A 19,271-nucleotide genomic window follows, 5' to 3' on the forward strand; every position below is an offset into this window, starting at 1 on the left:
TAAATGATGGACGATCCCGGCAATGGCGGCCACGCCGCCCTGGTTCAGCTTCAGGCCTACCTCGCCCAGATGGACCATTCCGGGGAAACGCGGCTGCCTGCCGAGCGGGAGCTGTCCGAGAGCCTCGGCGTTTCGCGCGGCGATCTGCGCAAGGCGCTGGCGGTGCTCGAGAAAGACGGTCGCATCTGGCGTCACGTCGGCAGGGGCACCTTCGTCGGCAGCGGACCGGTCGAGGAGACGATCGGCATTTCCGAAATCGCCGGGCGCACCAATCCGGCCGACGTGATGCGTGCGCGTCTCATCATCGAGCCCGAGATCGCACGCGAGGCGGCGCTGCACGCCACGCTGTCCGACATCGCTGCGATGCGGCAATCGCTGGTGCAGACGCGGGAAGCCGGCACATGGCGGCAGTATGAGAACATCGACAATCTGCTCCACCGGCAGATTGCGCAGGCGAGCCGCAACAATGTGCTGCTCGGGCTGTTCGATGTCCTGAACGCCGTGCGCCGGACCGTGGTCTGGGGACGCCTTCGCTCAGAGGGCGCCCGCCCGCCGGCAGACCATCACAGCTTCGGCGACCATGAACGGATCGTCGAAGCGATAGCCGAGCGCGACCTCGGCGGCGCTGCCGCGGCGATGCGTCTGCATCTCCAACAGGTCGAGCGGCGCCTGATCCCTGTCCGCGAAGCCGCCGAATAGTTTCGGACTGGCCACACTGCAGCGCCGCGGTCGTTTCGGTGCGGCCGGTGCGAAATGCAGCGGAGGGGCTCGACCTCAAGGAACGGGATAGACCTTTGGCGGGAATTTGTTGAAAGTGCCGCCGCCGCCGGCCAGCTTTTGGCGAGCCATGGGTCCGGCGGCGACGACCGTCGCAGCAGAACAAGACAGCAGAGGACCGCAAGCCATGACCAACACCACTCTCCTGCCCGATGAGGGCCTCTTCATCGGCCGCGCCAGGACAAGCGATACGTCCCATCCGCTGGTGGTCTCGGTGCGCGACGGGACGGTGTTCGACATCACGTCGAGCATGGCACCAACTGTGCGCGACGTCTGCGAAATGCCGGACCCGGCAGGTTACGTCCACGCTGCCGGGGGCGAACCGATCGGATCTCTTGACGCGATCGCCGCCAACAGTTTCCAGGCCGCGCGCGATCCGCAAAAACCATACCTGCTTTCTCCGGTCGACCTGCAGGCGGTCAAGGCGTCGGGCGTCACCTTCGTCGTCAGCCTGCTCGAACGGGTCATCGAGGAGCAGGCGCGCGGCTCGGCGGAGAAGGCGGACGCAATTCGCGCCGACATTGCCGGGCTGATCGGCCACGATCTGTCCAAGCTCAGGCCCGGCTCGCCGGAGGCGATGGAGATCAAGGCGAAGCTCATCCAGCGCGGCGCCTGGTCGCAATACCTGGAAGTGGGTATCGGCCCCGATGCCGAGATTTTCACCAAATGCCAACCGCTGGCATCGGTCGGCTTCGGCGCCGACGTCGGCTTGCATCCGGTTTCCACCTGGAACAACCCGGAGCCGGAGATCGCCATGATCGCCGCCAGCAGCGGCAGGATCGTCGGCGCGACGCTGGGCAACGACGTCAATCTGCGCGACGTCGAAGGGCGTTCGGCGCTGTTGCTCGGCAAGGCCAAGGACAATAACGCCTCGGCGGCGCTCGGCCCGTTCATCCGACTGTTCGATGCAACATTTTCCATCGATGACGTGAAGCAGGCCATCGTGCGCCTGAAGGTCGAGGGCGAGGACGGGTTTTCGCTGGAGGGCGCCAGCTCGATGGCCGAGATCAGCCGCTCGCCGGAAGAGCTGGTCGCCGCCGCCATGGGTCCGCATCACCAGTATCCGGACGGCCTGGCGCTCTATCTTGGCACCATGTTCGTGCCGTCGAAGGATCGCGGCGAAAAGGGCAAGGGTTTTACGCACAAGGTCGGCGACATCGTCACCATCTCGTCGGAGAAGTTCGGCGCCCTGGTCAATCGGGTGCGGCTGTCGCCCGACTGTCCCCATTGGACCTACGGCGCCAGCCATCTGATGCGCGACCTCGCCAGGGCCGACCTCATCTAGTCCCCCAGCCTAACATCCGATAGATTTCTAAAATTCCCTGATTGGAAATACCTGCTCGTCGGCATCCGGGAGAGTCCATTGATCGTCGCTCTTGAGGGCAAGACCCTTGTCGTTACCGGCGGAACGCAAGGGCTTGGAGAGACCATCGCCCGGCTGGCCTCAGCCGGCGGCAGCGAAGGGATCGCCATTGTCGGCCGCAATGCCGAGCGTGGCGGACGCATCGTCGACGAGCTTTCACGACCAGGCCGGCCCGTCGTCTTCATCCAGGCCGACCTTGCAGATCCGGCCGCGCCTGCAGCCGTCATGGCGGAAGCGATCAAAAGACTCGGCCGCATCGATTGTCTGGTGAACGCCGCCGCTCTCACCGACCGGGCCTCGCTGGAAACTGGCACAATCGACGACTGGGACAGGTTGTTTGCCGTCAATGCGCGTGCGCCGTTCTTCCTCATGCAGGCGGCCGTAGCCGACATGAAGACACGGCGGGCGGCGGGCGCTATCGTCAACATCCTGTCGGTGAATGCGCATTGCGGTGCGCCGGACCTTGCAATCTATTCCGCCACCAAGGGCGCGCTTTCGACCCTGACCAGAAACATTGCCAACGCGCATCTTTCCGATCGCATCCGCGTCAACGGCATCAACATGGGCTGGGTAGCGACACCGGCCGAACAAGAGATGCAGGCGCGCACGCTGGGCAAGGGCGAAAACTGGGCAAAGATCGCCGCTGCCGGCCTGCCGCTTGGTCGATTGCTGACCATGGACGAAGTCGCCCAGCTAACGCTGTTCCTGCTCAGCGACGTCTCCGGGCTGATGACCGGATCGCTGATCGACCTGGAGCAATCCGTGCTCGGCGCGCCGCCGCGCGGTATTGCATGACGGTTGCAATGCCGATCGTCAGCCTGACCGGAAAATTATCACCCAAACTGATGCAATCTGATGGGAGCGCTGATGGCGCCTCGGGTTGCGCCAACTACCACTGGCAGATGGAGGCTTGCCTTACGTCGAAAAAGCGGATGCTCTGACGCATCCAGATCGGCGCTGGCAAGAAATACGAACGGGGTTTGCCGTGATCGTCGTCCGAGGTGGAGGAGTTTTTTCAAATGGGAGGAAATCAAATGCTGACAAGGCTACGACTATTCGTATTCGGCCTGATCGTGGCGCTGGCCATTCCGGCGGCCGCACAGGCCAAGACCTTCTACTGGATTTCGCATGGCGGCCCGGCCGATCCGGTCTGGACCTACTTCCTCGCCGGCGCCAAGCAGTGGGCGACGGACACCGGCAACACCGTCAACACCTCGTTCCACAATGGCGACGTGGCGTCCCAGCAGGAAGCTGTCCGCGCGGCCATCGCCGCAAAGGCCGACGGCATCACCACCACCAGCCCCGACCCGGGCAGCCTTATCGAGATCGTCAAGGAGGCACGGGCGGCAAACATCCCGATCATCAACTTCAACACGCCCGATCCGAAGGCGGATTTCAACGCCTATGTCGGCGGCGACAACGTGACCTTCGGCAAGAACTGGGCGCAGTATCTGGTCGACAAGGGGCTGGTGAAGAAAGGCGATTTCGTCTGGATGCCGGTCGAAATCCCCGGCGCCACCTATGGCGTCCAGGAAGAAGAGGGCATCAAGAGCGTGTTCGAGCCGCTCGGCATCACCTATGAAATCACCGAAGCCACGCTCGACCAGGCCGAAGCGATCAACCGCATGGTCGACTACCTCACCGCCAACAGGGCCAAGGTCAAGGCAATCATCGGCCTCGGCGATCTGGTGACCGGCTCGATCAAGCGGGTGTTCGACCAGGCCGGCATTCAGCCAGGCGAAATCCCGGTCGTGGGCTGGGGCAACTCGCTCGACACCACCCAGGAGGTGCTGACCGGCTACGTCAATGCCGGGCAATGGCAGGATCCGCAGGCGACCAGCTATGTCGCGCTCTCGCTCGCCAATATGGCCGCCAGCGGCATTCCGCCCGGCTTCGACGTGATCACCGGCGCGCTCTACGAAAAGGACACCGCGCAGGTCTACGACGACATCTTGTCCGGCAAATAAAACCGCGATCGGGATGATTGCGGCGGTGCTGCCGCAGCGATCATCCCCATCAATCCGCCGAGCCTCGAAACCCGCTTGATGCGGCGCTGGGTTCCGGCCAATTCCATCCTATCGCGGGGTCAACGTGGAAAATCGCTCCATCATCCAACGCTCGATCGCGAGGCCGGAATTCGGGCCCTTCGTGCTGCTCGTTGTCGAACTCGCCGTGTTCTGGGGATTAAACCACGACTTCCTGTCGCCGCAGAACATCAGCAACATACTGGCCTTCACGGTCGAACTCGGCCTGATTGCGCTGGCGATGACGCTGTTGATGACATCAGGCGAATTCGATCTCTCGGTCGGATCGCTGTTCGGCTTCTCGCCGGTCTTGATGTGGACGCTCTTCAACAGCGGCCTCACCTCGCTGGAAGCCGGCTTCGTCGTGGCCTTGCTGACTGCCGCCTTCATCGGGCTGGTCAATGGCTGGTTCGTGACGCAGCTCAAGATCCCGTCCTTCCTGGTGACGCTCGGCATGCTGCTGGTGGTGCGCGGCACCGCTCTGTTCGTCACCAACGGATTTCCGCAGCGGACCTGGAGCGCCGAAGGCAGCTGGCTCGCCGAGGCGCTGGTCGGCGATTTCTTTATCGGGCCGTTCCGCATCTACATGTCGCTGTTCTGGTTCATCGCAGCCGCGATCGCCCTCGGCTACGTTCTGACGCAAAGCCGGACCGGCAACTGGATCCAGGCGGCCGGCGGCAACCCCAGCGCGGCAAGGGCGCGCGGCGTCAATGTCAGCGGCGTCAAGATCGGCCTGTTCATCCTGTCGTCGATCATGGCTTCGCTGGCCGGCATCATCAGTTCGCTGCGCACCTCGGCGGCCAACCCCAACAGCGGCACAGGTTACGAGCTCGAAGTCATCGCCATGGTGGTGATCGGCGGCACGGCACTGACCGGCGGTCGCGGCACCATCATCGGTACCGTACTCGGCATCCTTATCCTGCGCGTGATGCGCAACGGTATCGTGCTGATCGGCGTGCCCGGCCTTGCCTACAACATCTTCATCGGCGCGATCATTCTCGGCATGATGGCGCTCCATTCCTGGCTGGAACGCCGACATCAGGCGGGGACTTGAACCATGGCTGAACCGCTTGTCCGCATGAGAAACATCCGCAAGTCCTACGGGCGCGTGCAAGCGCTGGTGGACACCAATTTCCATGTCAACGAAAGGGAGATCGTCGGCCTGCTCGGCGACAATGGCGCCGGCAAGTCGACGCTGATCAAGGTGTTGTCGGGTGCAGTTCCACTGACCACCGGCGACATCTTCATCCGCGGCAGGAAGGTGGACTTCCGCAGCACCAGCGACGCCATCGCCCACGGCATCGAAACGATCTACCAGGACTCGGCACTGGTCACGCAATTGTCGATCGCGCGCAACCTGTTCCTCGGGCGTGAGCCGATCAAACCGCCGCGTTTCCTCAACCGGATGGACCAGGAGGCGATGAACGTCGTCGCCCGCGATCTGCTCAAGCAGGTCGGCATCTCGAAGAACATTCCGCCGACCACGCCGATCGGCTCACTCTCGGGCGGCGAGCGGCAGGCGGTGGCGATCGCGCGCGCCATGCATTTCGACAGCGACCTCATCATCCTTGACGAGCCGACCAACAATCTCGGCGTCGCCGAGACGCAAGGGGTGCTGAGCTTCGTGCGAAGCGCCCGCGATTCGGGCCATTCCTGCATCTTCATCGCCCACAACATCCACCACGTCTTCCAGGTGGTCGACCGCATCGTCGTCATGCGCCGCGGCAAGGTGGTGGCCGACGACATCGACCCGAAGAACACCAGCGTCGCCGAGGTCGAACGGATCATCACCGGCATGTCCGACGAGGAGATCCACGAGGCGATCGTGCAGGGCAAGCAATCGCAGGGCTGAGGGCGGGCGCAAGCCGGTTGGCCGCATGTCTGGCACAGGATCGCATCAGCTCCTATGACTGTGACAATGAAAGCCACCGTTGCGGACATCGCCAAAAGCTGCGGGCTGTCGACCGCGACGGTCGACCGGGTGCTGAACAACCGGCCGGGCGCAAGTGCGGCAAACCGGCAGCGGGTGATGGAGGCGGCCAAGCAGCTCGGCTATTTGCCGGTCGTGGATCAGGTTACGCTGCCCTCGCGGCCAGCGCATCTCGAGTTCTTCCTGCCGATCGGCTCCAATGCCTTCATGATGGACCTGGCAAATCATATCGAGGATTATGCGGCGCGCCTGCCGCTCGTCGCCTCCTGCCGGATCCACAAGCTCGCCGGCATCGCGCCGAGCGCGTTGCAGACGGCCGTCGAAAACCTCTCGCTCAAGGCAAACGGCGTCGGCGTCATCGCGATCGACCATCCAAGAACGCGCAACATCCTGCGCGAGATCGTCGAGGCCGGCATCCGCCTGGTCACGCTGGTGTCGGATGTTCCGGGCGCACCGCGATCGGCCTATGTCGGCATCGACAATCGCGTGGCCGGGCGCACCGCGGCCCTTTTGATGGGGCGCTTCCTGGGCGGACGCCCCGGCCATCTGGCAATGGTCGTCGGCTCACGCTCCTATCGCGGGCACGAGGAGCGCGAAATGGGCTTTCGCTCCGTGCTCAGCGAGGAGTTCCCCAAGCTGACCGTCACCAGCGCCGTCGAGATCAACGACGAGCCTGACATCAGCTACACGGCGACGATGCAGGCGCTGCACAACGAGCCGGAGCTGCTCGGCATCTATTGCGTCGGCGCCGGACGCTCCGGCGTGGCGAAAGCGCTGCTGGAAGCCAGGCCGCAAAGGAAGCCGGTGTTCATCTGCCATGACCTGACAAAGGCGACGCGCGGCTATCTCGTCGACGATCTGCTCGATGTCGTCATCGACCAGAATGCGCGGCTGATCGCCGAGCAGTCTGTCATTCGCCTGCTCGGCTCGATCGCATCCTCGGCGCCCTATTTGACGCGGAAATTCATCGAACCCCGCCTGATCTTTAGGGAAAACGTCCCGGTACAGTGATGCCGCGCAAAGGGACGTCACTCTGCCCCGCCTGGCCGGCGACGAGAACGACTGATTGCCGGCCAGTCCATCGAGATCAGTTGCACCGGCGTTAAATACTCAATTGGCGCGTCGGACTTAGGTTCGATCAGTGGCCAAACGCGCATTGCGGTTGGGCGGCGGTCAGGATGGTCCGCGTGTGTCACGCCGAATGACTGGCACGAAGAGGTACCCGACGGCGCGTTCGTGCATCAACAACAGCGCCTTCGTCGTGTCCATATCGGGGGTCGCGGCCGATCGCGTGCAGAGATAGAAGTCGTCACTAGTGCTCAGGATTATGCGAGGGTCGCCTTCGCTGACTTGCTCCCTGAGGCTGGTGACATAGAAACCGTCGGGATTGGGACGGACGTCATCTTCTGACGCAACCTCGTTGCCATGGTCTGGGCCACAGAACCTTGCGATGCGGGAATCCGCCTTTGCAACCGTTTGATTTGCTAAAAGAAGAGCGAGAGCGATGACGAGCTTGGTGCTTTTCATGTTATCCTCCTTTCCAATCCGGTGCTGTTGGGATCAGTTGGACGCGACGACCGAATTGGCTGCGCCAGGAAGCGCGCCAGGAGGGTGAAATGTCCCGAACGGCTTCTGAAATTGAGCCGAAATCTGCTGAAACGATCACGTTCGGCGGTTTTGTCTTTCTTGCGAAAAGCAGAGAACTCCGAACCGTCGAAGGCAAAGCGGTCAATCTGCGCAGCCAGACTGCCGAGGTGCTCTCCTTGCTCACTTCGCGACCGGGCGAGGTCGTGTCCAAGGATGCGCTGATGCAGGCGGTCTGGCCCGATACCTTCGTGACCGACGACAGCCTTACTCAATGCATTGCCGATATTCGCCGCGCGTTGGGGGACCACAGGCACGTGATCGTGGAGACCCTCCCAAAGAGAGGTTACCGGCTGAATGCCGATTCATCGGACTCAGCAGGGTCGACCACCATTGCCGGCGTAGGGCCTTCGCGAGTGCGATCCCCGCGCCGTAGCTTCGTCCTTGGGACACTCGTTCTCGTTGCGGCAGCGATCGGCGCATACTACGGCGCGGATATATGGCGAGCCACTCCAATTCCTTCGAGCGACATGTCGAGGATCGCGGTGCTTCCCTTCGAGGACTTCAGTACTGGTGAGGATAAGGGATATCTCAGCGATGCCGTCGCCGAAGGGATCATCACCGAGCTGGCACGGAGCAAGACTTACACCGTCATCGCCCGGAACTCGAGCTTCAGGTACCGCGGCCATCCGACTGATGCCAGGCAGATCGGAGAAGAACTCGGCGTCGACTACCTGCTCGAAGGCAGCCAGCAGAAGATCGGAGACCGGCTGAAAGTGACCGCCCAGTTGCTGAACGCGCATGACGGATCGCATGTCTGGGCCAACACCTACAACCAGGAGATTGGCGATCTTTTCGTGGTCCAGGAACTGATCATCCGCACTCTTGCGGATCGGGTCGGGCGCAGGATCGAGCGACCCTTGCCACAGAGCGATGCCGCGCAGGTCAGCGCGCTCCGCTATGTCATGATGGGGTTTGCCGAGCTCGAAAAAGATAACTCCGCCGCTGGGAACGAGCTACTGCGGCAGTTCAGCCTCAAGGCGATCGAAGCGGATCCGAACGCCCAGTTCGGCTATATCGGAATGGCCTTCCACTATCGCAATGACGCGGTTTTCTGGCACAAGCAGGAATACAACCCCGACGAGGCGTTGAAGCACGCCGCCGAATACGCCGACAAGGCTCTCCATCTCGCTCCGGACGATGCCAACGCGCATTATGCCCGCGCCAAAATCCATACCGAAGCCGGAGAGATCGAGCAGGCCATTGCGCGGTACGATCAGGCGATCGCCCTCAATCCCAGCGCCTCGAATGTCCTCGCCGCCAGTGCATCCCCGCTGCTGAATGTTGGCCGCACCGACGAAGCTATCGATCGGATCAAGCAGGCCATGGGCATCGATCCTTTCCACCCTGAATGGTACCACTGGGACATGGGCTGGGCGCTCTGGGAAAAGAACGATTGCGAGGCCGCGCTGACGGCGATGCGGAAAATGTCCAGAATCCCGAGCGGCGCACACCGAATGCTTGCGGGAATCCACGCTTGTCTGGGAAACAAGCGAGAGGCAAAGGAAGCGCTTGCGGTTTTTCTCAAAGACTCGCCCGGCGACTCCATCAGCAAGCAACGCAAGCAGTGGGGGAAGATGTGGGCCGCTCCCAGCCTCGAGCGCTGGATCGAACACATGCGTTTCGCCGGCTTGCCGGAGTGACGGCCGACCGTATGTCGCCGGGCAGAAGCCAAGTGGCGGCAAACAACCGTCGAGCCCTTTGTTTCATTGAGCGCTGGTGGCCCTCAAGTGTCATCTCCCGCAGGAAATCTCGAGGCCTTACGTCGGCGGGGCATTCTTGCGCCATGGTGCTCTCGGAGCCGAACTTCGCATGGCCGGGAGCCGAATTCAAACTGAGCACTACCTTAAAATCGGTTGATACCGCAAATCTGCACGTCTGCTATGCATCTTTCGCAGTTGCCGACTCATTGGGCAACCCGTAGTTTCGCAGGTGTCGGCCATCTACTCCTCCCAGATGCGATGCCGACGCTGAGTGCGGTACACCTCCTCCCGTGCCGTATTCGAAATCAAGCCCGCTGCCACCTCCTCCCGGCAGCGGGCTTTTTGTTTCATCGGATGACCGTTGGAAAGCGCCATGGCGATGGGCTAACGGGCAGCGCCGTGTCGCCACCCGTGCATCAACGGCGATATCTATCTGGCCGCAGCGCCCCTGAAGGACGCGATCAGGCCTTCCGCCATGCGGACGAATTGCGCGCTGGGGCCCTCGGCTCCGACGCTTTGAAGGCTGACGCGAGCGCCTTCAAGCAACAGCGACAATGTATCGGCGAGAAGTTCCGCCTGGCCGACGCCGGCCTCCCGACACAGATTCACCAGGCGGTCGCGCTGAGCCTCCTTGAGTTCCTTGATTACGCGCCTCGCCGGGTGATCGGTCTCGCTCAATTCGATGGCGGCATTGGCCATGTCGCAGCCACGACTGTCAGCATTGAGCATATCGGCAGCCTTGCGAACCCAGGCGTGCAATTGGGCGAGCTTGTCGCCAGGGTACTCAGCCTCAAATGCGTCCCACATCGCACCGGCCTTGCATGCGGTCGCTCGCAGGCACTCGATGACCAGATCGTCCTTGGACTCGAAATGACGGTAGAGCGTCATCTTGTTGGTGCCGGCGGCCTCGGTAATCGCATCGACGCCGACGCCCTTGATGCCATGCTTGTGAAACATATCCCGCGCCGTCTCCAGGATCCTATCCCGGGGGCGGATGCGTTCCACCGTGCCGTCTTCCATCGAAACCTCCTTGTTTTTCCGGTTTCCTGAAAAATCCCTGGGCACACCTCTTGACTAGGGTGTTACCGGTCTGTAACTTCCAGAATGTTACTTACTGGTAACACCTCTGTCGCCTCCCGTCAACGATTGGCATCGCCGTCAGGCCCTGCCGGAGCGGAATGGGCGAGAAAATTGCATGTCATGCGGCTTCGGCCGGTGAGAACGAAAAACGGTTCGCGATCATTTCGATGCGAATCGCAAGCCAGGAGCCGCTCCGATGTCGCAGCGCAAGGATTTGACGATCGACGAAGTTGTGAGGGATCCGATGATCCTGATGCTGATGAAGGCCGACGGCGTCGACCCGCGCTCGTTCGAGACGATGCTGCGTGGCCTGGCTGACGCGCAAGGTCGCGGCCGCAAGGCGCAGCCTCGTTTCCTGGAAGACCCGGGTCAAACTCGCAGCCGGCGGCTGTCCAGAGTGGCCAAGGCCTTTGGCGCGGCCAGAGCATCGGGCGAGGGGTACGTGTCATGGTGAATTTCTTCATCCAGCGGCCGATCTTCGCATCGTCGATCGCCATCATCATGGTGCTCGCCGGGGCGATCTGCTATTTCCTGCTGCCTGTCTCGCAGTTTCCCGACATCACCCCGCCTCAGGTCGTGGTCAGTGCCCAGTACCCGGGCGCAAGTGCGCAAGTCGTGGCCGACACCGTCACGACCCCGCTCGAACAGCAGATCAACGGCGTTGAAGGCATGACCTATATGTCGTCGTCGAGCTCGAACGACGGCTCGTCGACGATCACCATCACCTTCGAGGTCGGCTACCCCTTGAGCACGGCCGCCGTCGACGTCCAGAACCGCGTGTCGCAGGCGGCGTCCTCGCTGCCGGCAATCGTCAACCAGGGCGGCGTGACGATCAAGAAGCAGAATCCGAATTTCGTCCTGATCGTCAACCTCACCTCGCCCGACGGCTCGGTCGATCCGGTCGCGCTCAGCAACCTCGCCTACCTGCAGGTGGTCGACCCGCTGAAGCGCCTGCCCGGCGTCGGCGACGTGCAGATCTTCGGCGAACGCCGCTATTCGATGCGCGTATGGCTCGATCCCGACAGGCTCGCCAATCTGGGCATCACCGCTGTCGACGTCCAGAACGCGATCGCCGAACAGAATGTCCAGGTCGCGGCTGGCAAGATCGGGCAGTCGCCGGCGCCCGCCGGCACCGCTTTCGAAATGCAGGTCAACGCGGTCGGCCGGCTGAGCGACCCCAAGGAATTCGGCGACATCGTGGTGCGCGCCGATGCCGCGAACGGCTCGCTGGTGCGGTTGCGCGACGTTGCGCGCATCGAACTCGGCGCCCTGCAATATTCGTCGTCGGCGTTCTTCGGCGAGGACCCGACCGTGGTGCTGGCGGTCTACCAGATGCCGGGCTCGAACGCGCTCGATCTTCAGCAGCGCGTCAAGGACAAGATGCAGGAACTGTCGGCCCGCTTCCCGAAGGGCGTCAGCTACGCCATGCATTACGATACGACCCGTTTCGTTTCGGCATCGATGCACGACGTTCTGGTCACGCTCGGCGAGGCGCTGGTCCTGGTCGTCGCGGTGGTGTTCATCTTCCTGCAGAGCTGGCGCACCACGATCATCCCGACGATCGCGATTCCCGTGTCGCTGGTGGCCACGCTCGTCGTCATGTACATGTTCGGCTTCTCGCTGAACATGCTCAGCCTGCTCGGCATGGTGCTGGCGATAGGCCTCGTCGTCGACGACGCGATCGTCGTCGTCGAGAATGTCGAACGTCAGCTGGAGGCCGGCCTCAAACCGCTGCCCGCCACGCGCGCGGCGATGGCCGAGGTCACCGGTCCGATTATCGCAACGACCGCGGTGCTGATGGCCGTGTTTGTGCCGGTCGCCTTCATACCCGGCGTTTCCGGCAGGCTCTACAACCAGTTTGCCCTGACGGTCGCGATCTCGTTCGGCATCTCCGCCTTCGTCTCGCTGACGCTCACCCCGGCACTCAGCGCCGCCTTCCTGCGCCATCGCCCGGCAACGCAGTTCGTGTTGTTCCGCTGGTTCAACACGGGCTTCGAACGGCTGTCGCACGCATATGCCAATGGTGTGCGCATCCTCATCCGCCTGCGCTGGATCATGCTCGGGCTGTTCGCGGCCGGACTTGTCGCGACCTATTTCGTCTGGCAGCGCCTGCCCTCGACCTTCCTTCCTGTCGAGGACCAGGGCTATTTCTTCGTGGTCATCCAGTTGCCGGATGGAGCATCGCTGGAACGCACCGACGCGGTGGCCCGCAAGGCACGCGACATCCTGCAGAACACGCCCGGCGTCGATATCGTCGGCTCGATCAGCGGCTTGAACTTCCTCACCAATGCCGCCCAGTCGAACTCGGCGGTGGAATTCGCCATCCTGAAGCCATGGGACGAACGCGGCCCCGACCAGAGCGCCTCCAAGCTCGTCGCCGACGTGCGCTCGAAGCTCATGGAACTTCCCGAAGCCTTCGCGCTGAGCTTCGATCCGCCTTCGATCCCGGGCATCGGCACGACCGGCGGCTTCGAATTCCAGGTCGAGGATCTGACCGGCCGCGGCAGTGTTGCGCTCAACGACGCGACGCAAGCCGTGCTCGCCGAAGCGCGCAAGCAGCCCGAGCTCAATCCACAGCAATTGTTCTCGTCATTCTCGACCTCGACGCCGCAGTTCAACTACGACCTCAACCGCAACAAGGCGAAGCTGCTCGGCCTCAGCCTGCCCGACGTGTTCAACACGCTACAGATCTATCTCGGCTCGCTCTATGTGAACGACTTCAACCTGTTTGGCCGCACCTTCCGGGTGACGATCCAGGCCGACAAGGATGCGCGCGCGGGTGCTGCCGACATTTCGCGGCTTTATGTGCGCAATGCCTCCGGCGGCATGGTGCCGTTGAGCACGCTCGGCAAGCTGGTGCCTATCGTCGGTCCCGAAACGGTCCCGCATTACAACAACAATGCGTCGGCCCTGATCAATGGCGGTGCCGCACCCGGCTTCTCCTCGGGCCAGGCGGTCGCGGCAATGGAACGTGCGGCGGCCGTCGCACTGCCGAAGGATTTCGGCTACGAATGGACCGGGATCACCTATCAGGAGCTCAAGGCAGGATCGATCGCCTCTATTGTCTTCGGCCTCGCCATGGTGTTCGTCTTCCTGATCCTCGCCGCTCAATATGAGAGCTGGGCCATGCCCTTCATGGTTCTGCTTGCGGTGCCGCTTGCCCTGTTCGGTGCTTTTGTCGCCTTGTTGATGCGCGGCATGCAGATCGACGTCTATTCGCAGATCGGCTTCGTCATGCTGATCGGGCTGGCGGCGAAGAACGCCATTCTGATCGTGGAGTTTGCCCGGCGCCGGCGCGGGGAAGGCCTCAGCATCGTCGAAGCCGCAATGGAAGCGGCGCGCCTGCGGCTGCGGCCCATCCTGATGACCGCCTTCGCGTTCATCCTCGGCGTGGTGCCGCTGATGTTGTCCACGGGTGCTGGTGCAGCGAGCCGGCAGTCGATCGGCACCACCGTCTTTGGCGGCATGGTCGCGGCGACGATCCTGTCGCTGGTGTTCGTGCCGATCTTCTATGCGGTCATCGAACAACTGCGCGAGCGCGGCAGCAAGAGCGAGCCCGTTTCCGAACCAACTGAACCCGTTGCCGAACCTGCTTTCGAGCGATTGGCCGAAGCGGCCGAATAGGACTGGAGACTTGATCATGCGTAAATGGAAAATCGCGTTGGGAGCGGCTGTTGCCGTCGGGGCGATCTCGGTGGCCAGCGTCCACTTGCTCGACATGGGCAATTTCGGGCTCAATGCCGGCACGGCAGGGGCGGCGACGCCCGAACCCGCGGCGTTTGTCATGCCAGTGCCGGTGGTGAGCGTCGTCAAGAAGACGATCCCGATCTATCTCGATTACGCCGCCCGCACCGAGCCGATCCGCAGCATCACGCTGCAGGCGCGCGTGCCGGGTTATCTGCAGGAGCAGGTCGCGCCCGACGGCAGCGATGTCCAAAAAGGCGACCTTCTCTACAAGATCGCTCCGGAGGATTTCCACGCTGCCCTCGACCAGGCGAAGGCTCAGGTCCAGCGCGACGAAGCAACGCTCGAATATGCCCGTTCCAGCCTTGGCCGCGGCACCGAGCTCGCCAAGAGCGGATACATCGCCAAGGATGCGTTCGACCAGCGCACCAGCACATTGCGCGAGGCTCAGGCCTCGCTCGCCGTGAATCAGGCGGCTGTACGGACAGCCGAGCTCAATCTGAGTTATTCGGAAATCAAGGCGCCGTTCGCCGGGCGCGTCGGCCGCAACCAGGCCTCGATCGGAACGCTGGTCAGCGTCGCCGGCACGGTGCTCAACACGCTGGTGCAGCTCGATCCCATCTATGTCACCTTCAACCCGAGCGAAACGGATCTGGCCCAGATCGAGGAAGCCCGCGCGACCGGGCCCATCGATGTCGACGTCCTGCTTCCCGGCGAGACGGAACCGCGCCAGAGAGGTCAGCTCACCTTCATCGACAACACGGTCGATCATTCGACCGGCACCATCACGGCACGGGCGACCATCGGCAACGCCAAGTTCAGGCTGCTGCCGGGCCAATATGTTCGCGTGAGGCTGCACATCAAGCAGCAGCCCGATGCACTGATGGTGCCGCAGACGGCGTTGGGATCGAGCCAGCTCGGCAAGTACGTCTACGTCGTCGGCAAGGGCAACACCGTCGACCAGCGCATCGTTTCGCTCGGGCCGACCAATGGCGACCTGGTGGCCATCTCGAGCGGCGTATCGGAAGGCGACAAGGTGATCACCGGCAACCTGCAGAAGATCGGCCCGGGAATGCCGGTCTCGCCGCTGCCACAAGAGAAACCGGCAAGCTGATAACCCCCATCAGACCCGGTCCTGCGGCGCCCTCGGCTCCCACGCCAAGGGCGCCGTTTTGCTGAGCAGCGCGACGAGCCCGGCAATGTCGGCACGCTCGGCCTTAACTGACAGCATGAAGGCGCAATAGGGCTGGCCAAGACATCGGAGGGCGCTGCAGGGTTAATAAGATTCCTATTTCATGCAGCTCACGCACGAATGGAATTTTTATGCGCGTTGGCCCACATTTGCGTCATGCGGCGGCCCGCACAGCTTGCGCCAGCGAGCGGTCGCGTAGGATGGCACGCAATAGGCTGGGAGTTGCACCAATGGCCGATGTTAGATCGAAGCTGCAATGGGACACCACACTGTTGCCGGATGCCGGTCCGCGTTTGGGCTTGGCACCATTGGAGGCTCCAGCTGCGGTACGCTACCTTGCTGCGTTTGCATTGACCGCCTTCGCGGCGGTCGTGGCTGTCGGTGTCGACAGCCACGTGGCGATTCCGAACATCTCCCTCATATTTGTGGTGCCGGTGACCATAGCGGCCGTTGGCTTGGGCTTGGGGCCCTCCCTCTTTTCGGCGATACTTGGCGCTCTCGCCTACAATTTCTTTCTCACCGAGCCTCGCCATACGCTGATCGTCAACGACCCGGCGAACGTCTGGGCTATCGGACTGCTTTTTGTCATCGGGCTTATCGTGAGTGCCGTTGCCTTTACCTCCCAGCGCAGGGCCACTGATGCGGCGCTCCTGAGAAGGCAGGTGGCGGTGCTGCAAGGCTACAGCCGCGACGTCGTGGCGGCCGACGGTGCGAAAGCGATCGTCTCGATCACTGCCCAGGCACTTGCAGCACTCTTCCGGGTTCCTGTCGTCGTCATTCTCGTTATTGAGGGCAAGATGGTCTCCATCGAGAGAGTCGGCGACATAGAGCCCCAGGAGGCCGAGATCGAGGCAGCGCGATCATCGTTGGCCACGGGTCTTGTCTCGCCCGCCGGCGTCTACCCGGCGTTGGCCTCGCGCTTAGACTTTTGGCCTGTGACGACGGCAGTGGGCCCGGGTGCCGCCATTGGAGTCGCATTCGACCCCGATGAACGTCCGCCGGCGCCGGCCACCTTAGTCGACATCGTGGGGCGTTTTTTAGCCCTGGCTCTTGAACGAACGTCCCGGGGTGACCGCCATACCCGGCCGTAAGTTAAACCCATGGCTACAGCAAAAGCTCCGCAAACCTCCAGGCCATTGGTGCAGCCATTTGACCGATTTTTTGAACCTAGGGCGCCGTCCTGCCGAGGAGTTCGACAAGACCGGCCACATCGGCACGCTCGGCCTTTGCCGAAGGCATGAAGGCGCAATAGGGTTGCCCGAGCCGGACCGACACCGACGACAGCACGGTCAGCCGGCCCGCCTCCAGATCGGCGCGGGCCATGACTCTCTGGCCAAGGGCTATCCCAAGACCCAGCCGGGCCGATGTGATCGCCAGGCTGGATAGTCCGACGCGCCGCCCGTGCGACGGGTCGGGGGAGCGATTGTCGCCCGATGCCGCGAACCAGTCCGCCCATGTCGGATGCGAGGCATAGTTCGGACCCCAGTTGGTGTGGATGAACAGGCTCTCGTGCATCTCCGCCAAGCTGGACGCCCCATCGCCGTATCTCTGCCAGAAGTCCGGCGCGCAGACCGGCAGGACGTCGTCATGGACGAGACGGACCATCCTGAGCGTCGGATAGTGATAGTCGCCATAGGAGATGCGCAAGTCGATGTTCTGGCGCACGACATCGACCGGATCGTCCTCGACCCGGACGTCGATCGCCATTTGCGGGAAGGCATCGAGAAGAACGGCCAGCCTGGGCGCCAGCCACAATTCGGCCAACGAAAACGGCACGCTGACGACGAGACGCGTTCTCAGGCCGCCTTCCAGCATGCGCCGCCCGATCGCCGCGATGTCGCCCAGGGCACGCGCCGTCTGTGGATAGATTGCGTGGCCGGCATCGGTCAGCGCGATGCGGTTGCCGCTGCGCACGAACAGCTGCTTGCCGAACCAGGTTTCGAGATTGCGGACCTGCTGGCTGACCGCCGCTGACGAAACGCCGAGTTCGGTGGCGGCCAAGGTGAAGCTGCCGGCGCGCGCCGCGACCTCGAAGGCCCTGATCGCGTTCAGCGGAGGGAGCCGTTCCATGCGCGCTTTCCATAAGTTTTTCCTATGGAAGACTAATAATTTTCGGCGTTGAGAGAAAGATTTTTTTGCCGTCTTTTATGCTGCGAACCTGGGAGCATGAGATGAAAGACATTCTCGATCTGGACCGATACCCTCTCGACCGTGAAGGCAGCGCCGAATGGAAGCGCCTTGTGGAGACCTCGATTGCGGCGCTGGAAGCCGACGGCATGTTCAATCTCGAGGGTTTTCTGCGGCCCGGCGTGGCTGAACGGGCGGTGCGGGAAATCCAGCCCGTCATGGCGACGCGCTCGCACATGCACAAGCGGATGCACAACATCTACTTCAAGCCCGACATCCCGGAACTCGCTCCGGACCACCCTGCCCTGCGCAAGGTCGAGACCGTCAGCCATACGGTCTGCGCCGACCAGATTCCTGGCAGCCTCGTGCTCGCCATCTATGAGTACGAACCGCTGCTGCGCTTCCTGGCTGCGGCGATGGGAAAGACGCGGCTGCATGTCATGCAGGACCCGCTGGCGCGCACCAATGTGATGGCCTATCGCGCCGGCGAGGCGCTGAACTGGCATTTCGATCGCTCGGAATTCACCACGACGCTTCTGTTGCAGGCAGCGCAACGCGGCGGCGATCTCGAATACCGCACCGATCTCCGCTCGGACGACAATCCCAACTACGACGGCGTCGCGAGGCTGCTCGAAGGGCGCGATCCCGAGGCAAGGATCCTGCGCATGAAGGCAGGCACGCTCAACGTCTTCCGCGGCAAGAACACAGCGCATCGCGTCACCACTGTCGAAGGCGGGCGCGAACGCATGATCGCGGTGTTCTCCTACTACGAGAAATCAGGCGTGACGTTCAGCGACGAGGAGCGGGTCGGCTTCTACGGCCGGGCTGCCTGAGCCGGACCAACACTCCGCCCGGAAACTGGACGCCAGAAAACAAACCTCTTGTAAGATTGTCGACAATCTGCTTGTCTTGATCCGGTTCCTTGCGGAGTGGCCGAATGGGCAAGCTGGATTTCAGTCCGATCGCGGATACGACAAGGCGCGCCGAGATCGTGGCGCTGCTCAGGCGCGCGATTCTGACCGGCCAGCTGGAACCGGGGCAGAAGCTCAACGAACTCAGGATCGCCGAGCAGATGCGGGTGAGCCGCGCACCGCTGCGCGAGGCGATGCGCGAGCTGGTGCAGGAAGGCATCCTGACCAGCATCCCCTACGCCGGGACCTTCGTCATCGACGTGACCGCCAAGGACATCGACGACGCCTATTCACTCAACAAGGTGCTTGACGAGTTTGCCATCGAGCGGACGTGGCCGCTTCGCGGCCAGCGCTTCTTTGACGAGCTTGACCGGCGCCACGAGGCCGTGAAGCAGGCGACGCGGAACCTCGACACCACCCGCCAGATCGAAACGGCGCTGCAATTGCACGGCCTGATCCACGAATGGGCCGACAATTCGATGCTGCTGGAAACCTGGCAGCGCCTGGCCAGCCGGCTGCAAATGTACTTTGCCCTCCACCAGCGGGCGCGCAACGAACCGGTGCCTGCCGAAGACCTCCACGAGACCTATGTGCGCCTGCTGAAAGGCGCCGACAGGCGCGCCGCTCAGCGCCACGCCAGGGAGCATATCGACCTCGATTTCGAGGAACTGCTTGGCTATGCACGCAGCCGCGAACAGCGCGCTTCCAAAGGAGCCAAGGCAAATCGTGCCGGCCTGACGCGAAACCGGCCGGAAGGCGGCTGAACCGAAGGAGCCAAGCCGACAGAAGCCGCCAATTTGGCGGCTTCGTCGGGGCATCACAGACAACGGACAGAG

At 62.7% G+C, this 19,271-nt stretch carries 17 protein-coding genes; 14 read left to right on the top strand and 3 right to left on the bottom strand.

Going from position 1 to position 19,271, the window contains the following annotated elements; all coding sequences use genetic code 11:
* The first annotated feature begins 6 nt into the window (after window positions 1-6).
* The 7 genes from AC0NID_RS32450 (at window position 7) to AC0NID_RS32480 (ending at window position 7,105) form a co-directional block, all read left to right on the top strand.
* Entirely contained in the window at window positions 7-699 is a 693-nt protein-coding gene (locus AC0NID_RS32450) for a FadR/GntR family transcriptional regulator (RefSeq protein WP_473454405.1), read from the top strand.
* A 205-nt stretch (window positions 700-904) separates the two neighbouring features.
* Complete coding sequence (locus AC0NID_RS32455; protein ID WP_473454292.1) at window positions 905-2,062, top strand: fumarylacetoacetate hydrolase family protein; 1,158 nt, start codon at window positions 905-907, stop codon at window positions 2,060-2,062.
* Between the two features lie 78 nt (window positions 2,063-2,140).
* Complete coding sequence (locus AC0NID_RS32460) at window positions 2,141-2,935, top strand: SDR family oxidoreductase (RefSeq protein WP_473454293.1); 795 nt, start codon at window positions 2,141-2,143, stop codon at window positions 2,933-2,935.
* Between the two features lie 239 nt (window positions 2,936-3,174).
* On the top strand, window positions 3,175-4,107 hold the full coding sequence (locus AC0NID_RS32465) for a substrate-binding domain-containing protein (protein WP_473454294.1): 933 nt from the start codon (window positions 3,175-3,177) through the stop codon (window positions 4,105-4,107).
* A gap of 124 nt (window positions 4,108-4,231) precedes the next feature.
* Window positions 4,232-5,218, top strand: coding sequence for an ABC transporter permease (locus tag AC0NID_RS32470; RefSeq protein ID WP_473454295.1), 987 nt, complete (start codon window positions 4,232-4,234; stop codon window positions 5,216-5,218).
* Window positions 5,219-5,221: 3 nt separating this feature from the next.
* Complete coding sequence (locus AC0NID_RS32475; RefSeq protein WP_473454296.1) at window positions 5,222-6,016, top strand: ATP-binding cassette domain-containing protein; 795 nt, start codon at window positions 5,222-5,224, stop codon at window positions 6,014-6,016.
* A gap of 66 nt (window positions 6,017-6,082) precedes the next feature.
* Window positions 6,083-7,105: a LacI family DNA-binding transcriptional regulator gene (locus tag AC0NID_RS32480; RefSeq protein ID WP_473454297.1), complete on the top strand. Its 1,023-nt coding sequence runs from the start codon at window positions 6,083-6,085 to the stop codon at window positions 7,103-7,105.
* A gap of 162 nt (window positions 7,106-7,267) precedes the next feature.
* Here AC0NID_RS32480 and AC0NID_RS32485 read toward each other — a convergent pair whose 3' ends face one another.
* The gene (locus AC0NID_RS32485) at window positions 7,268-7,621 is read right to left on the bottom strand and encodes a hypothetical protein (protein ID WP_473454298.1); all 354 of its coding nucleotides are present in this window, start codon (window positions 7,619-7,621) and stop codon (window positions 7,268-7,270) included.
* Between the two features lie 89 nt (window positions 7,622-7,710).
* Between AC0NID_RS32485 and AC0NID_RS32490 the strand changes: the two genes are divergently transcribed.
* Window positions 7,711-9,381: a winged helix-turn-helix domain-containing protein gene (locus AC0NID_RS32490; protein WP_473454299.1), complete on the top strand. Its 1,671-nt coding sequence runs from the start codon at window positions 7,711-7,713 to the stop codon at window positions 9,379-9,381.
* A gap of 489 nt (window positions 9,382-9,870) precedes the next feature.
* Here AC0NID_RS32490 and AC0NID_RS32495 read toward each other — a convergent pair whose 3' ends face one another.
* Entirely contained in the window at window positions 9,871-10,461 is a 591-nt protein-coding gene (locus tag AC0NID_RS32495) for a TetR/AcrR family transcriptional regulator (protein ID WP_473454300.1), read from the bottom strand.
* A 256-nt stretch (window positions 10,462-10,717) separates the two neighbouring features.
* On the opposite strand from AC0NID_RS32495, the gene AC0NID_RS32500 reads away from it, so the two are divergent.
* The 4 genes from AC0NID_RS32500 (at window position 10,718) to AC0NID_RS32515 (ending at window position 16,488) form a co-directional block, all read left to right on the top strand.
* On the top strand, window positions 10,718-10,975 hold the full coding sequence (locus AC0NID_RS32500; RefSeq protein ID WP_473454301.1) for a hypothetical protein: 258 nt from the start codon (window positions 10,718-10,720) through the stop codon (window positions 10,973-10,975).
* Complete coding sequence (locus AC0NID_RS32505) at window positions 10,969-14,145, top strand: efflux RND transporter permease subunit (protein WP_473454302.1); 3,177 nt, start codon at window positions 10,969-10,971, stop codon at window positions 14,143-14,145. The genes AC0NID_RS32500 and AC0NID_RS32505 overlap by 7 nt, the downstream gene beginning before the upstream one ends.
* 16 nt (window positions 14,146-14,161) lie before the next feature.
* Window positions 14,162-15,319 carry an efflux RND transporter periplasmic adaptor subunit gene (locus AC0NID_RS32510; RefSeq protein ID WP_473454303.1) on the top strand — a complete coding sequence of 386 codons (1,158 nt, stop codon included), beginning with the start codon at window positions 14,162-14,164 and terminating at the stop codon, window positions 15,317-15,319.
* A 308-nt stretch (window positions 15,320-15,627) separates the two neighbouring features.
* Complete coding sequence (locus AC0NID_RS32515; protein ID WP_473454304.1) at window positions 15,628-16,488, top strand: DUF4118 domain-containing protein; 861 nt, start codon at window positions 15,628-15,630, stop codon at window positions 16,486-16,488.
* A 76-nt stretch (window positions 16,489-16,564) separates the two neighbouring features.
* Here AC0NID_RS32515 and AC0NID_RS32520 read toward each other — a convergent pair whose 3' ends face one another.
* Window positions 16,565-17,467, bottom strand: a complete 903-nt coding sequence (locus tag AC0NID_RS32520; protein ID WP_473454305.1) for a LysR substrate-binding domain-containing protein — start codon at window positions 17,465-17,467, stop codon at window positions 16,565-16,567.
* A 101-nt stretch (window positions 17,468-17,568) separates the two neighbouring features.
* Between AC0NID_RS32520 and AC0NID_RS32525 the strand changes: the two genes are divergently transcribed.
* The gene (locus tag AC0NID_RS32525; protein WP_473454306.1) at window positions 17,569-18,357 is read left to right on the top strand and encodes a HalD/BesD family halogenase; all 789 of its coding nucleotides are present in this window, start codon (window positions 17,569-17,571) and stop codon (window positions 18,355-18,357) included.
* Window positions 18,358-18,461: 104 nt separating this feature from the next.
* Window positions 18,462-19,199: a GntR family transcriptional regulator gene (locus AC0NID_RS32530; RefSeq protein ID WP_473454307.1), complete on the top strand. Its 738-nt coding sequence runs from the start codon at window positions 18,462-18,464 to the stop codon at window positions 19,197-19,199.
* Window positions 19,200-19,271: the final 72 nt, after the last annotated feature.

Source organism: Mesorhizobium sp. WSM4821, assembly GCF_055901555.1.